Origin of the sequence: Nonomuraea sp. NPDC048901 (assembly GCF_040649695.1) — a bacterium.
Lineage (GTDB): Bacteria > Actinomycetota > Actinomycetes > Streptosporangiales > Streptosporangiaceae > Nonomuraea.
Genome location: NZ_JBEZFW010000012.1, coordinates 71,990 through 87,300 on the forward strand (window position 1 = coordinate 71,990; position 15,311 = coordinate 87,300).

At 70.5% G+C, this 15,311-nt stretch carries 11 protein-coding genes; 8 read left to right on the top strand and 3 right to left on the bottom strand.

Annotated elements, in window-relative coordinates:
* Positions 1-114: 114 nt before the first annotated feature.
* Together AB0C30_RS35870 and AB0C30_RS35875 are read right to left on the bottom strand one after the other, a co-directional pair.
* Positions 115-1,242 carry a S1 family peptidase gene (locus AB0C30_RS35870; RefSeq protein WP_357952594.1) on the bottom strand — a complete coding sequence of 376 codons (1,128 nt, stop codon included), beginning with the start codon at positions 1,240-1,242 and terminating at the stop codon, positions 115-117.
* A gap of 148 nt (positions 1,243-1,390) precedes the next feature.
* Entirely contained in the window at positions 1,391-1,951 is a 561-nt protein-coding gene (locus tag AB0C30_RS35875) for a WHG domain-containing protein (RefSeq protein WP_357952595.1), read from the bottom strand.
* Between the two features lie 56 nt (positions 1,952-2,007).
* On the opposite strand from AB0C30_RS35875, the gene AB0C30_RS35880 reads away from it, so the two are divergent.
* The 6 genes from AB0C30_RS35880 (at position 2,008) to AB0C30_RS35905 (ending at position 12,238) form a co-directional block, all read left to right on the top strand.
* Complete coding sequence (locus AB0C30_RS35880; protein WP_357952596.1) at positions 2,008-5,121, top strand: cytochrome P450; 3,114 nt, start codon at positions 2,008-2,010, stop codon at positions 5,119-5,121.
* 179 nt (positions 5,122-5,300) lie between these two features.
* On the top strand, positions 5,301-5,915 hold the full coding sequence (locus tag AB0C30_RS35885) for an amino acid-binding protein (RefSeq protein ID WP_357952597.1): 615 nt from the start codon (positions 5,301-5,303) through the stop codon (positions 5,913-5,915).
* Positions 5,916-5,946: 31 nt separating this feature from the next.
* Positions 5,947-7,377: a hypothetical protein gene (locus AB0C30_RS35890; protein WP_357952598.1), complete on the top strand. Its 1,431-nt coding sequence runs from the start codon at positions 5,947-5,949 to the stop codon at positions 7,375-7,377.
* A gap of 74 nt (positions 7,378-7,451) precedes the next feature.
* Positions 7,452-8,615: an acyl-CoA dehydrogenase family protein gene (locus tag AB0C30_RS35895; protein ID WP_225294962.1), complete on the top strand. Its 1,164-nt coding sequence runs from the start codon at positions 7,452-7,454 to the stop codon at positions 8,613-8,615.
* A gap of 51 nt (positions 8,616-8,666) precedes the next feature.
* On the top strand, positions 8,667-9,749 hold the full coding sequence (locus tag AB0C30_RS35900; RefSeq protein WP_357952599.1) for a cation diffusion facilitator family transporter: 1,083 nt from the start codon (positions 8,667-8,669) through the stop codon (positions 9,747-9,749).
* Positions 9,750-11,056: 1,307 nt separating this feature from the next.
* Positions 11,057-12,238, top strand: coding sequence for an acyltransferase (locus AB0C30_RS35905; protein WP_357952600.1), 1,182 nt, complete (start codon positions 11,057-11,059; stop codon positions 12,236-12,238).
* A gap of 122 nt (positions 12,239-12,360) precedes the next feature.
* Here the strand turns inward: AB0C30_RS35905 and AB0C30_RS35910 are convergent, their stop codons facing one another.
* Positions 12,361-12,825: a hypothetical protein gene (locus tag AB0C30_RS35910; RefSeq protein WP_357952601.1), complete on the bottom strand. Its 465-nt coding sequence runs from the start codon at positions 12,823-12,825 to the stop codon at positions 12,361-12,363.
* A gap of 89 nt (positions 12,826-12,914) precedes the next feature.
* Here AB0C30_RS35910 and AB0C30_RS35915 point away from each other — a divergent pair, with 89 nt between their 5' ends.
* Both AB0C30_RS35915 and AB0C30_RS35920 read left to right on the top strand, forming a co-directional pair.
* On the top strand, positions 12,915-14,090 hold the full coding sequence (locus AB0C30_RS35915; protein WP_357952602.1) for a hypothetical protein: 1,176 nt from the start codon (positions 12,915-12,917) through the stop codon (positions 14,088-14,090).
* Between the two features lie 33 nt (positions 14,091-14,123).
* Positions 14,124-15,305, top strand: coding sequence for an SPFH domain-containing protein (locus AB0C30_RS35920; protein WP_357952603.1), 1,182 nt, complete (start codon positions 14,124-14,126; stop codon positions 15,303-15,305).
* Positions 15,306-15,311 lie beyond the last annotated feature (6 nt).

A 15,311-nucleotide genomic window follows, 5' to 3' on the forward strand; every position in this document is an offset into this window, starting at 1 on the left:
TCAGCACCAGCGCAGTGTGATCCCCTGCGGCCGGAATGTCACGTACCGGCCGTGACCGGGCACACGTGAAGCGTGCCCGGCGCCGAGGGCACCGGGCACGCGAGGGTGTGGGAATCAGCCGGTACGGAGCGTCAGCCCGTACACGCTGAGGATCTCGTTGACCGGCTGGAAGTAGGTCGTCCCGCCGCTGCTGCAGTTTCCGGAGCCGCCGGAGGTGACGCCCTGGGCCTGGCTGCCGGAGATGAACGATCCGCCGGAGTCGCCGGGCTCGGCGCACACGTTGGTGCGGGTGAGGCCGGTGACGGTGCCCTCCGCGTACCTCACGGTGGCGTTGAGCTGCTGGACGGTCCCGCAGTGCCAGCCGGTGGTCGAACCGGAGCGGCAGATGGAGGAGCCGACGCCGGCCACGGTGGAGCCGCGGACGGTGACGTTCGCGCCGCCCGCGCCGCGTACGTACGGCGTAGCGGTGTTACCGGGAGCCGAGACCCAGGAGTAGTCGTTGCCCGGGAACGAGGCGCCCTGGAAGGTGCCCGTCGGGTTGGTGGTGTTGTTGGCTACCCGGCAGTGCCCGGCGGAGACGAAGCCGGGGGTGCTGCCCTTGGTGACGGCGAAGCCGATGCTGCACCGGGCGCCGCCGATGTAGTAGGGGGCGCCGCCGACGATGTTGATCAAGGTCCGCGGCTGCTCGCCGGAGACGGTCACGCGGATCGCGTTCCGGTCGACGCCGGCGGCCGCGGCGAGGGCGTCACCGGCCGCCTGCTGCCCGGCGACGATGACCACGCTGTTGGTGGTCACGTCGATGTACCACAGGGACGCGCCGGCCTTGGCCTGGTCCGACGCCCGGTCGATCTGATCCTTGACCGCGGTGAGCTGGGCCAGCGTCCGCGAGACGAGCACGGGTTGCGCGCCCTTCGCCTCGATGGCGCCGGTGGTGGCCGGGTCCGTCGTCGCGACCATGAGCTTGGCGGCGTCGGCGGTCAGCCAGGATCCGCCGTAGGAGGCGCCGAGCGAGGACGTCAGTGCGGCCTCCGTGGCCGCCGCGCGCTGCTCGTTGGCCAGCCGGGTGATGACCTGCTGCTCGGACAGGCCGAGGTCGCGCTCGAGGGAGTCGATCACGGACGGCGGGGTCGACTCCGAGGGGACGGGAGACGGGGAGGACGCCGCGGCGGGGGTGAGGGGGGTGGTGGCCAGGCAGGCGGCCACGATGGTGGCGCCTAAGAGAGGCCAGCGCTTACTCCGCATGTGCACTCCTTTGTGGGGGTGCCTGTCAAGCTAGCGGTTGCTAGGGATTGGCATAGATGGCAAACGACCCCTATCACGGTGATATGGCCCCGGCTCGCGGTGGTGGGACGCCCCCCGGTGGCTGATCAGCCAGGCCCCTAGCGGTTGGTCAGCCGCCCAGGCCGCGGATGATGAGGTCGACCGCCGCCTCGAAGGTGCGGTCGGCCTCCTCGGTGTCCTGGCCCTGGCCGATGTGCCCGGCCGTCTCGGCGAACACCAGGCCCGCCACGAACCCGTACAGCACGTCCGCCGTGCGCCGCTGCTCCTCCTGCGGCACGCCCGCCGCCTCCAGGATCGGGAACAGCACGCCCCACAGGCCGCCCTCCCGGTCGGCGGTGATCTCCGGGTGGGCGTACACGTAGCGCCACATCGCCGGGTGGTCGGTGGTGAGCCGGCGATAGGCGCGCCCGAGGATGCGCAGCCGCTCCTGCCAGGGCAGTGTCTCGTCCGGCGGGAGGTCGAGGCGCTGGACGTTGGTGTCGCAGATCTGCGTGAGCAGCGCCATCTTGTTGTCCACGTGGTGATAGAGCGACATCGGATTGACGTCGAGCTCGGCGGCCAGCTTGCGCATCGACAGCCCTTCCACGCCCACCTCGTCCACCATGCGCAATGCCGTGGTGTAGATCTCCTCCAGGGTCAGCGGGGTTCCCCTGCGCGCGCTCACTGCCATACACCGTATGGTAGCGTGAGCCATACGGTGTATGGCTACCAGGACCAGGAGTGCTCATGAGAGAGATCCCCGCCCCCAGGGGGCTGCCGATCGTGGGAAACGCGTTCCAGATGCCCGCGCACTCGCCCATGACCTACTTCGAGGAGGTCGCGCGGGCGCACCCGGAGGGCATCTATCAGCTCGACCTGCTCGGTCGTCATGTCGTGGTGATCCACGATCCGGACCTGGTGGCCGAGGCGTGCGACGAGACGCGGTTCCGCAAGGAGATCAACCCGCCCTTGTCGATCGTCCGCGACTTCGCCGGCGACGGACTGTTCACGGCCAGGCCGGACGAGCCCGTCTGGGGTCACGCGCACCGGATCCTCATGCCGGCCTTCAGCCAGCGGTCGATGAAGGCGTACTACCCGCAGATGCTGGAGGTCGCCGACCGGCTCGTGGAGTCCTGGGCGGCGCGCCCGGGGCAGGATCTGCCGGTGGCCGACGACATGACCAGGCTCACCCTCGACACGATCTCGCTGACCGGGTTCGGCTACCGGTTCGACTCCTTCGACTCGCCTGAGCTGCACCCGTTCCTGACGGCGATGGGCGGCGCGCTGACCGAGGCGATGCTGCGCAACCAGCAGCTCCCGTTCGTCACCAAGCTCAAGCGCAAGCAGGAGGTCGCCTACCGGGCCGACATCGAGCTGATGCGCGAGCTGGTCGACGACGTGATCAGGCGGCGCCGCGCGGAGGACGGCGCCGCCACCAAGGACCTACTCGGCCTGATGCTGGAGGCGTCCGACCCCAAGACCGGCGCCCGGCTCTCCGACGCGAACATCCGCGACCAGGTCCTCACCTTCCTGATCGCCGGGCATGAGACCACCAGCGGCCTGCTCTCCTTCGCGCTGTACAACCTGCTGCGCGACCCCCACACCCTGGCCAGGGCCTACGACGAGGTCGACCGGCTGCTGCCGGGCGACGAGCCGCCGGCCTACGAGACGGTCATGAAGCTGGACGTGATCTCCCGGATCCTGGAGGAGACGCTGCGGGTCTGGTCCCCGATCCCGGCCTTCTCCGTGAACGCCATCGCGGACACCACGCTCGGCGGTGAGTACGCGCTGGCGGCGGGGACGCCGGTCATCATCCTGCTGCCGTCGCTGCACCGCAACCCGAAGGCGTGGGAGCGGCCCGACGAGTTCGACATCGACCGCTGGCTGCCCGAGAACAAGCGTGACCATCACCCGGCCGCCTACAAGCCGTTCGGCAACGGCGAACGGGCCTGCATCGGCCGCCAGTTCGCGCTCACCGAGGCCAGGCTGGCGCTGGCGATGATCCTGCGGCGCTTCGCCGTCTCCGACCCCGCCGTCTACAAGATGAAGATCAAGCAGACGCTCACCCTGAAGCCCGACGGGTTCACCGTCCGGGTGCGCGAGCGCCGTCCCCACGAGCGCGTCACCGTGCTCGGGCAGCCGATCGAGGTGGAGGAGCAGCAGGACATCGCCGTCACCGGCGTCGCGCTCACCGTCGCCTACGGCTCCAACCTGGGCACCTGCGCCGACATCGCCGAGCGGCTGGCCGAACGCGCCGGGCGGGCCGGCTTCGCCACCACGCTGACCACCCTCGACGAGCTGGTCCCGCCGAGCGAGGGGCTGCTCCTGGTGGTCGCCTCCTCCTACAACGGAAAGGCGCCCGACAACGCCCAGCGCTTCGACGCGCTGGAAGACCTGCCCGACCTGTCGGGAGTACGGCTGGCGCTGCTGGGCTGCGGCAACACCCAGTGGCCCACGTACCAGGACTTTCCCCGCCGCGCCTTCGCCAAGCTGACGGCGGCCGGTGCCGTACCCCTGATCGAGCGGGGCGAGGCCGACGCCGACGGCGACTTCGACGGCGACGTGTCGGCGTGGACCGCCAAGCTGTGGGCGGCGACGGCCGAGGAGTACAGCGCCTCAGCCGCCGACGCGGGCCCCCGCTACCAGATGGAGGTGCTCAGCGAGGCGGAGGTACGGCCCGCGGTGGTGTCCGCGCGGGCGTTCCCGCTGACCGTGGTCTCCAACGAGGAGCTGACCGGCGACCCGGTCGGGCTGTGGGACTTCTCGCTGGAGGCGCCGCGGCCCGGCGTGCGCTCGATCGTGGCGCGGCTGCCCGAGGGTGTGACCTACTCGGCGGGCGACCACGTGGCCGCCTTCGCCAAGAACGACCCGGAGCTGGTGGAGTGGGCGCTGCGCTGCCTGCGCGTCCCGCGTGAGCAGGTCGTACGCCTGCGCACCGGCGGGGCCACGCACCTGCCCGTGGACACGCCGGTGACGGCCGGGCTGCTGCTGACCGAGTTCGCCGAACTGCAGGAGGTGGCCACCCGGTCGGACCTGGCGGCCCTGGCCGCGCACACCTCGTGCCCGTGGACGCGGAGCCAGCTCGACGCGCTGACCACGGACTACGCCGACGAGATCCTGGCCAAGCGGGTATCCCCGCTGGCGCTGCTCGACCGCTTCCCGGCGATCGAGCTGCCGCTGCCGGTCTTCCTGGAGATGGCCGGGCCGATCCGGCCGCGCTACTACTCCGTCTCCTCCTCGCCGCTGGCCGACCCCGGCCTGGTGAGGATCACGGTCGGGCTGGTGGAGGGGCCCGCCTGGTCGGGCAGCGGCGAATACCGCGGGATGTGCTCGGCCTACCTGGCCGGGCTGGCTCCGGGGGAGAGCTTCTACGGCTACATCCGGGTGCCCGCGCCGCCGTTCCGGCTGCCCGAGGACCCTGCCACGCCGGTGATCCTCGTGGGTCCCGGCACCGGGTTCGCGCCGCTGCGGGGGTTCCTGGAGGAGCGGGCGCTGACCGGGGCCACCGGGCGGGCCGAGGTGTTCGCCGGGTGCCGCCATCCTTCGCATGACTGGCTCTACCGGGACGAGGTGGAGGGCTGGGCGTCGGCTGACGGGGTGCACGTGACCGTGGCCTACTCGGCGGTGGCCGGGCATCCGTACCGGTTCGTGCAGGACGCGATCGCCGCGCGGGGCGAGGCGGTGTGGGAGCTGCTGGAGGCCGGGGCGCATGTGTACGTCTGCGGTGACGGGCTGCGCATGGCGCCCGCCGTACGGCGTGCCTTGCTCGCCATCCACCGGGACAAGACCGGGACGGACGGAGAGGCGTGGCTGGCCGCGCTCGAAGAGCAGGGTCGTTACCAGCAGGACGTCTTCGCCTGATCTCCGCGTTCTTGGGCGCCACCTGCGGCTTTCCGCAGGTGGCGCTGGGCGAACCTTTATCCCAAAACCCGGATTAGCGGACCATCCTTGGATATAAGTGCAGCATGCGTGACATATCCGTGGAACATGCTGGAAACCTTCCACGGGCACTGTGAAAGCCTCTGGAAAGGGGGCGGGTCATGCTGCTCAGACTGAGGGTGTCGTTGCCGGACCGGCCCGGGGGGCTGGGCCAGGTCGCGCGGTCACTCGGTGCGTTGGGTGCCGACATTCTGCAGGTCACCGTGCTGGAACGGGAGACGGGCCGGGCGGTGGACGACTTCACGGTGTCATGGCCGGGGAAGGTGACCCCGGACGAGGTGCGCGACCGGCTCTCGGCCGTCCCGGGCGTACGCGTCGAGGGGGTCTGGCCGACCAAGGACCTCCCGGGCTCGGCGCCCGACTACGACCTGCTCATGCACGTCGCGTCGGAACCGTCGCGGGGGATCGCGACGCTGGTGGACGCGCTGCCGGGGCTGTGCGGCGCCGAGTGGTCGATTGCGCTGGCGGGTGACGTCGTACGGCATGCCAGTCTGGGCGCGCCGGAGGTGTTCGAACTGCTGGAGCCGCCGCTCAGGGCCGCCACACGCGCGGCCGACGATCTACGGCTGATGCTGCTGCCGGTCGCCACCCACGGGCTGCACGTGGTCGTCGCCCGCGCGGCGGGACCGCACTTCCACCGCGCCGAACTCGAACGCGCCGCGCGCATCGTGGCCGTGGTCTCCAAGCTGTCCTCTGTGCTGCCCGCCCCCAACTGACTTTCCTTCGCGGTGCCTTAATGTCGGTGTCGTGCCTCGACGATCATGGATTCTGTGGAGTACGGCGTTATTACTAACGCTGATTCCCGACGTCTTCTTCTGGATCCGCTCGCTTCTGGTCGGAGATGACGGCGGCCGGAGCTACGCGTGGATGTGGGTGGGTTCGTGCCTGGGTAACCAGATCAACGACCTGATCGGATATCCGGAACGCCTGATCAGGGTTCTCCCCCTTTTCTGGTTCGGCGGCGCGCCGATGATCGTCGTGGCCTGCGCCTGCTGTTACCTGAGCGTCCGGACCGGGCGTGCCCGGCTCGGCCGGATCATCGCCCGCTCAGGCGCCGTGACGTTGCTCTTCTTCCGCCTCCCAGAGCTTTTGCTGTTCACGCTCGACGGGGCGCTGGGCCCGCGATGCCTGGAGGCGTGGGGTCCGTCCGCGATTCTTAGCTGGAACGCGGGCATGGACCTCTACTTCCTGGCGCCGCCGATCCTGGTTCTGCTCGCGGTGCGCCCAGCCCGCCGCGGCTACGTCCGCAGAGGGCGCTTCGCCCGTACGGCGGTCGCGGCCCTGACGCTGATGACGACCCTCCTGGTCGTGGACCGGGCGGCCCCACCCGGCAAAGTGAGCAGTGAAGGCGAGCTCGACTGCGCCGGTTTCGGGGGCGGCACCGTCCACGACCTGACCAAGGCGGAAAAGGACTTCCTGTGCCAGGTCCGCGGCTACGCCCCCTTCATGAACAACGGCATTGAGATCTGGGACAAGGCTCCCGACCGGGTGGTCCTGACTCAGGGCCGCGACCTGTGCCGTCTGGCCGGACAGCACGGCGGCGAGATCAACGCTCCCGCCGTGCGCGCGGCACCCCACGCGGCGCTGGCCGGCGCGCTGGGATCGTTGTGCCCTGCGGTGGCCCGGGCCCAGGAGCTGGCCGGCCGGCGGCAACAGGAGGAAGAGGACGCGTACGTCGCCAAGGAGGAGAAGGCCTGCGCCGCGCACCCCGCGCACCGCCCGAAGATCAAACCGGTCCGGCAGCACCGCGCCACCACGTGGACCGAGTTCTGGACCATCAACGGCTGGGAGGACGGATATGAAGACGCCTCTCCTGACCTGGTCAAGGAGCTGATCGGCAGCGAACGGGGCGCGCTGGCCATCTGGGCGGCCGACGAGGTCGGGTACGCCTGCGTGACCACCGAGTCCTATACCCGGCGGCCGCCGCTGGAGACCAAGGGGTGGAAGGAGGTGGTCGAGGTCGCCTACGAGAGCCCGACCGGCTCGCTGACCCTCGGCGACGGCTTGGGGAACACGTCGCCCAAGCTGACGACCAGCGGCCCCGGGTCCTACCGGGTCCGGGTCCACCTGCGCGGCCGTGAACGCGTCTACCAGGTCCCCTACCCTCCGGACGGCGCCGTGGAGTTGCTGATCATGGTGTTCCCCGGCAAGCGGAAGGAGCCGGCCGTCTACCGGTGACGGTCCGTCCGAGGGGATGATCCTCCGGCGCGCGTATCGTTGGCCCCGGCCGTGGTAGCACTGAGGAGGAGCCGGTGGATTTCGAGCTGAGCGACGAGCAGAGGGCCTTCCGGGAGACCCTGCGGGCCTTCGTCGACAAAGAGATCATGCCCGTCGCCATCGAGTGGGAGCACTCCGGGCGATACCCCACGGAGATCGTCGACAAGATGAAAGCGATGGGGCTCTTCGGCCTCAGCGTGCCCGAGGAGTACGGCGGGCTCGGGGCGGACATGGTGTCGTTCGCCCTGGTCTTCGAGGAGATCGCCCGGGGCTGGATGGGGGTCGCCGGCACCATCGGGTCTCACTCGCTGGCCTGCTGGATGATCGCCCGGCATGGCACCGAGGAGCAGAAGTCGCGCCATCTCCCGGATCTGGCCACCGGAGCCCGCCGTACCGGCATCGCGCTCACCGAGCCCGGGGCCGGGACGGATCTGCAGGGCATTCAGACCAGGGCCGTACGTGACGGCGACCACTATGTCGTGACCGGCACCAAGACGTGGATCACCAACGCCCGCCACGCCGATCCGTTGCCCGTGCTGGTGAAGACGTCCGTCACCGAGCCCGCGCACAAGGGGATGTCGGTGCTGCTCGTCGATCCGGCGGCCGAGGGGTTCGGGGTCAGCCGGGATCTGCCCAAGCTCGGCTACAAGGGGACCGAGACGTGCGAGGTCGTGCTCGACGGTGTGCGCGTGCCCGTGGACGCGCTGCTCGGCGGGGTCGAGGGGCGCGGCATGCAGCAGGTGCTCGGCGGGCTGGAGATCGGGCGGATCAACATCGCCGCCCGCGCGGTCGGCGTCGCCCAGGCCGCCTACGACGCCGCGCTCGGCTACGCCCGTGAACGCAACGCCTTCGGCCAGCCCATCGCGGACTTCCAGGCCGTACAGCTCAAGCTGGCCGACATGGCGACCGAGATCCAGGCGGCCCGGCTGCTGACCTACTGGGCGGCCTCCCAGGCCGACAGCGGGAAGCGGGTCGACATGGAGGCGGGGATGGCCAAATACTTCGCCTCCGAGGTGGCGTTGAAGGCGTCGCTGGAGTCGATGCGCATTCATGGCGGATATGGCTATTCGCAGGAGTTCGTGGTCGAGCGGCTCTACCGGGACGCGCCGCTGATGGCCATCGGCGAGGGCACCAACGACGTCCAGCGGCTGGTGATCGCCCGCTCGCTCGTCTCCGGCAAGAACCACGTCGGGTGGTGATGACTCGGGGGGCGCGGTAGAGCACGCGACTTGTTGGGCAAATGAGGTGCTATGACCGGTCAGCACGATTCCACCTCTTCAGGCCTTTCACCCGAACCTGCGCATGGACACGGGCACGGTCATGGGCATGAGGGCGAGCGCGGGCGCGGTGGGATCAGAGGGCTGCTGGCGAAGGCCGGGCATGCCCTCACGCCGCACAGTCACGACAGCGCCGACAAGACCGACGCCGCCCTGGAAGGCAGCAGTCGCGGGCTGCGTGTACTGGCCGTCTCGTTCGGTGTGCTGCTGGTCACCGCCGCAGTCCAGGCCGTGATCGTCGTCATGTCCGGCTCCGTCGCGCTGCTCGGCGACACCCTGCACAACGTCGCCGACGCGCTCACGGCCGTACCGCTCGCGATCGCCTTCTCGCTCGGCCGCCGGGCCGCCACCCGCCGCTTCACCTACGGGTACGGCAGAGCCGAGGACCTGGCCGGCATCGCCATCGTGCTGATCATCGCCGCCTCCGCCGTCCTTGCCGGGTACGAGGCGGTCACGCGGTTGCTCCACCCCCAGGACATGCGGGCCGTCGGGTGGGTGGCCGCGGCGGCCGTGGTCGGGTTCCTCGGCAACGAGTGGGTGGCGCGCTATCGGATCGGGGTCGGCAGGGAGATCGGCTCCGCCGCGCTGGTCGCCGACGGGCTGCACGCCAGGACCGACGGCTTCACCTCGCTCGCCGTGCTCATCGGCGCGGGCGGCGCCGCGCTGGGCTTCCCCCTCGCCGACCCGATCGTCGGCCTGCTCATCACCGTCGCCATCTGCTTCGTGCTGCGCGACGCCGCCCGCGAGATCTATCACCGGCTCATGGACGCCGTCGACCCGGCCATCGTCGACGAGGCCGAAGCCATCCTGGGCGGAGTCGAGGGAGTGGAACGCGTCGGCTCCGTACGATTGCGCTGGATCGGCCACGCGCTGCACGCCGAGGTGGAGATCCTGGTGGGCCACGAACTCTCGCTCGTGGACGCGCACGCCGTGGCGGTGGCCGCCGAACACCGCCTCATCCACGGCCTGCCCAGACTGCGCGCCGCCACCGTACACACCGACCCGCACGGCCCGGCGGGCGCCGACCATCACGCCCCGCTGACCAGCCATCGCTGACGCCCGGGTATTACTCATTCGGGTCGAGTTAAAACCGTTGATTGGTATTCGTAATCAAACCATTACCTAGTGTTATGATCTCTGTGTGGGTTTGTTGAGTGTTCGGTGTCGGACGGTGGGCGGCGAACGGCCGGAGGGCCGCTTCGATGAGCGAGACCGGGACGCGTTCACGGGGTGGATGTGTGGGACCCGGTCGCAGCAAGCGGGGAAGCGGCTGCTGGGCGCGGCGTCGGCGAACACCTGCGGGGGTGCTGGTGGGTAGGCAGACCGCGACGGCGACGTGTACTGCCTTCCGGGCCGTTGTGGAGAAAAGCGGCGTTGTCGTGCCGGCGGAGGTGGTGGTGGCGCGGGTGGGCTGGCTGTGCGCGCTCACCCGGGCTTTGGCCGCGGCTGTGATCGCGGAATGCTGGACGGAGGAGGCGCTCGATGAGCTCGCGGGCGGTCTCGGCCCGGATGGGCGCGAGCTTCCGATCAAGGGTTATAAGGCGCTGCGCCGGTTGGGTTGGGGCTGTGTCTCTGAGCCGGATGTGTATGTCTCGGACCGGGTGAGGTGTTGTGCGGATGAGGATTGCGCATCCAGCTTCCCCTCCTCGAGCGGCCGGTCTCGAGGAGAGACTGGGCTTGGTATGTCCTGCCGGTCAACTTGCCTCGCAATGTGCCCGGTGACGCGCTGAAGATCTGTGTCCCCACGTTGCGGGTGAGCAACAACCGGGTGCGGGTGGATCTGCCGTTCGAGACCGAGGTGCCGCTTCTCCTGTGACCGGGACTGGGCCGCCGCCGAACGCATCGTCTCCCGGGGCCTGCTCGGGCAGAAGAGCACGTTCACCGACCGCAAGAGCGGCAAGCGGGCCATTCGTACCAGCGCGGAGGGCAACGTCGCCCGTGTCCGCCGGGCCAAGAAGGCGACCCGCGCCATCCGCCGCGCCCGCAGGTCGGGCACCGACCTGCACCCCAGGCCCGACAGCCGGAGCAGCAGAGCCAAGACCGGCCCCACCCGCAAACGCCAGACCCGCGTCAAGAAGATGACCTCCAGCCAGATGCCCGACCGGCGTCCGCTGCCCGCCCCCACCCCCGCGGTGGGAAACCGTCCGGCGGGCCAAGCACCCCAGACGAACCGGCACACGCCAGCGCGTACAGGTCTTGTACGGGATTTCCACCACCGGACCGGCTTCCACAAAGTGAAAGTCAGCCCCGTCCTCCCCCTTACCGAGTACGGAACTGGCTCGCGCCCCGCTACGCCACCCGGAATACCCAACTCACACGCGCCTGGGTAGGTACAAGAAATCTCAGACGGTAGGTTTGGGCGGGTGTCGATCGCCCCCGCCACGACCACACCCACCACGACCCCCGCCCCCGCGCGCCTCGCCTGGCTCGACGCCCTGCGCGGCATCGGGGCGCTCGCCGTGGTCGCCGAGCACCTGCTGCCCTGGTTCCTGCCGGCGCTCCGGCCCTTTTGGTTCAGTCTCGGCGTCTACGGCATTCTGGTGTTCTTCCTGGTCAGCGGCTACATCATCCCGACGTCGCTGGAGCGGCACGGCGATGTGCGGACGTTCTGGGTAAGCCGCGCCTTCCGTCTCTACCCGCTCTACCTCGCCGTGGCGGCCCTGGTGCTGGCGGCGGCCTGGTGGGTGCCGGTACGCGCGGAGGTGCCCCGCGACGGCACGGCTGTGGCGGCGCACGCGACGATGCTGCTCGACGTGGTGGGCGTCGGGGGCGTGGCCGACACCATGTGGACGCTCTCGTACGAGATGGTGTTCTACCTGCTCGTCACCGCGCTGTTCGTGACCCGGCTGCACGAGCGGAGCGGGCTGTTCGCGGTGCTGTTCGCGGCCGGTTCGGTGGTCGTCGGGCTGCTGGTCGGTGGGGCGCTGCTGAAGGGCGGCTGGGTCGCGTACGCCTCCGGGGCCGCGTTCTTCGCCGGGCTGGCGTGCGTGATCTCGGGCAGATTCCGTACGGCGGCGGCGTGCGCGCTGGGCCTGATGGCGGTGGCGCTGCTGGTCCTCGGCAGCCGGGTGCCGTGGATGGGCGTGGCCGTGCTGGGCGTCATGTTCGCCGGGACCGCGATCCACCGCTGGGAACGCGGCACGGGCGGGCTGTGGCCGGTGGCGGCGACTGCCGGACTGGTCGCGCTGGCCCCGATCTGGGCGATCGAGGCGGGATGGTGGTGGGTCGAGCCGGACGTGTGGATCACCACGATCGCGCTGGCGGCGGCCACCTTCGCGGGCGGGATGGCGCTGCGGGGGCGGCGGGTGCCGAGGGTGCTGACCTGGCTCGGGCTGATCAGCTACTCGCTGTATTTGGTGCATCATCCGCTGCTGAAGTTCTTCGTGGAGGTGAGCGGGGATCTGCGGCGGTCGCCGCTGCCGCTGCAGCTCGGGATGGCTACCTTGGCCATCGTGCTGGTCCTGCTGGCCAGCGCCCTGGCTTACCGCTTCGTCGAGAAGCCGATGCAGTCGTTAGGCCGTCGGGTGTCCCGTCGCGCCGCCTAGGGCCAAGGGTTTCCTGGGTGGTTCGTCACGCGACCGCCTCAATCCGTGTGATGGTCCGTGGTGGCTGGGGTCCCGTGGAGGGACAACCTCGTCGGGGGCGGACGGCGACGACCGGCTGGTGCTTAGAGAGTCGGGACGCACCGCCGGGACTGGTCCAGGGCTGAGACGATCTCCGGGTGGTGGGCCAATGCCTGCCGTACGACGGGATCCTCGGCTGTCAGGAACGCCAGGTGCCGGATGGCGTGGGCCACCACATTGGCCACCTCGACGCGGCCGGGCGCGGGCGTGGCGGGTGCGTCACCGGCGACGATCTCCAGCACGGGCAGGTCGATCGCGGGCAGCCACGGCTCCGGGTCCGGGCAGACGGCGTACGTGAGCACGATCTCGCCCTCGGGACGGCAGCGCCAGCTCGTGGAGTGCACGACGGTGGACGGCGCGTCGGCCGGGATCCCGCTGACCCGGCGCGCGGTCTGGTCGGGCGTCTCTCCGGGGGCGGGCACGGCGGTGGCGTGCCGGTACGCCCACTCACTGTCAGTGCTCGCCCGTAGCATGAGCGTCTCGACCGAGACGACGTGTCTTCCCGTCACCCCCGACAATCTACTGCCAGCTGTATGCAGAAGCGATCTATTCGCAGAAGGCCGTAGGTGGGGAGGCGCGAAGAGAGAGGCGGACAGCCATGCCCGGGTTGCTGGTGCTCATGGGGTCGGGCGAGACGAGCCCGACCATGGTGGAGGTCCACCGCTCCGCCGCGCGGCGGCTGCGGCCGGGCGCGCGGGCCGTGCTGCTCGACACCCCTTACGCCTTCCAGGAGAACGCGGCCGATATTTCCGCCCGTGCCCGCCGCTACTTCGCCCGGAGTGTCGGCCTTGAGGTCGAGGTGGCGACCGGGGCGGCCGGAGCCGACTGGGTGTTCTCCGGGCCCGGCAGCCCGACCTACGCCCTCGATCAGTGGACGGCCGCGCCCACGGCGGGCGACCTGCGGGCCCGCGTCCGGGCCCGCCAGGGTGTGACCGTGCTGGCCTCGGCCGCCGCCTGCACGGCCGGGCTCGCGACGGTGCCGGTCTATGAGATCTACAAGGTGGGCGCCGAGCCGCACTGGCGCGAGGGCCTCGACCTGCTGGCGGCGCTCGACCTGCGGGCGGTCCTGATCCCGCACTTCGACAACGCCGAAGGCGGCACCCACGACACCCGCTACTGCTACCTGGGGGAGCGGCGGCTGTCCCGGATGGAGCGGGAGCTGCCGCCGGGCACGGCCGTTCTCGGCATCGACGAGCACACCGCGGTCGTCGTCGACCTCGACGCCGAGACCGTCGAGGTGGCGGGCCGTGGCGGGCTGACCGTACGTCGTCCCGGCTCGCAGGCGGTCCTGCCCGCGGGCACCCACATCGGTCTGGAGGAGGTCCGCCGCCTGGCCGAAGGCGGTCGCGTCGCCGCCGCGCCATCGCCCCGGCCCGCCGCCGTCTCGGCGCCGGCCCAGATCACGCTGGAGGAGACCGTACGCTCCTGCGAGCGGCGCTTCCAGCTCGCGGCGGCGGCGCCCGACCTGGTCGCCGCGGCCCGCGCCGTCCTCGACATGGAGGCCGAGCTGGTCAAGTGGGCGGCCGACACCGAGGAGGACGCGGGCGGCGTCGACGAGGCAAGAGAGCTCATGCGGCTGCTGATCGCTCGGCTCGCCGAGGTGGCCACCACCGCCGATCTGCGTGCCCTCGTCGAGGCCCTCCTGGCGTTCCGCAACGACCTGCGCAGGCAGGGCCGCTACGAGGTCGCCGACGCGCTGCGGGCGGCGATGCTCAGCGGCGGCGTGCTCGTCGAGGACACCCCTGACGGACCGCGGTGGACCACCTCGCGGTAACCGGCCTACTCTCGGAGCGGAAGGGACACCACCATGGTCACCAGCATTCTCTTCTCCGTCCTCGCCGTCATCCTGCTCTGGTCCGCCTTCAGCTTCATCAGGGTCGTCAACCAGGTCGAACGGGGCATCGTCTTCCGCTTCGGCCGGGCTCAGAAACAGGTGCGGCAGCCGGGGCTGAGCTTCCTCATCCCCTTTGTGGACAAGATGAAGAAGATCAACGTGCAGATCGTCACCATGCCGATCCCCACCCAGGAGGGCATCACCCGCGACAACGTCTCGGTCCGGGTCGACGCGGTCGTCTATTTCCGGGTCCAGGACCCGCTGCGCGCGGCCATCGAGGTCCAGGACTACCTGTTCGCGGTCGAACAGGTGGCGCAGACCTCCCTGCGCTCGATCATCGGCAAGAGTGAGCTCGACGACCTGCTGTCCAACCGCGAAGAGCTGCACAGGGGCCTCGCCCTCATGATCGACAGCCCGGCGCTCGGCTGGGGCATCCACATCGACCGGGTCGAGATCAAGGACGTGCAGCTGCCCGAGTCGATGAAGCGCTCGATGTCGCGGCAGGCGGAGGCCGAACGCGAGCGCCGGGCCCGGGTCATCACCGCCGACGGGGAGTTCCAGGCCGCCCAGAAGCTGGCCGACGCCTCCGCCATCATGTCCGAGACGCCGGCGGCGTTGCAGCTGCGCCTGCTGCAGACGGTGGTCGAGGTGGCGGCGGAGAAGACGACCACGCTGATCATGCCGCTGCCGGTCGAGCTGCTGCGCTTCTTCGACCGCATGGGGCGCGACCCCGCGCCGGTCGACGCGTCGGCGGACGCATCTGCCGCGGCCGCGACCTCCCGGGAGGAAGCCATTCGCGAGACGCCCACTCGCGAGGAGACGGCTCCGCTGGAGTCGCTCCGGCGGGAGGTTCCCGCCCAGCTGCCGCCGCTCGACGAGGTCCGCAAGGTCATGCCGCCGCCGTCCCCGGAGGCGGAGATCCCGGAGGCGGCGTTCGCTGCCACGGCGGACCGCTCAGAGGCGGACCGCTCAGAGGCGGACCGCTCAGAGGCGGACCGCTCAGAGGCGGACCGCTCAGAGGCCGACCGCTCAGAGGCGGGCCGCCTGGAGACAGGCCTTCCGGAGGCGGTGGACAGCTCTGAGATGGCCGACCGGGTGGAGACAGCGGAGCGCTCGGAGGCGGCGGAGCGGACTCCCGGCGCACGGTCGATGTAGCCGCCC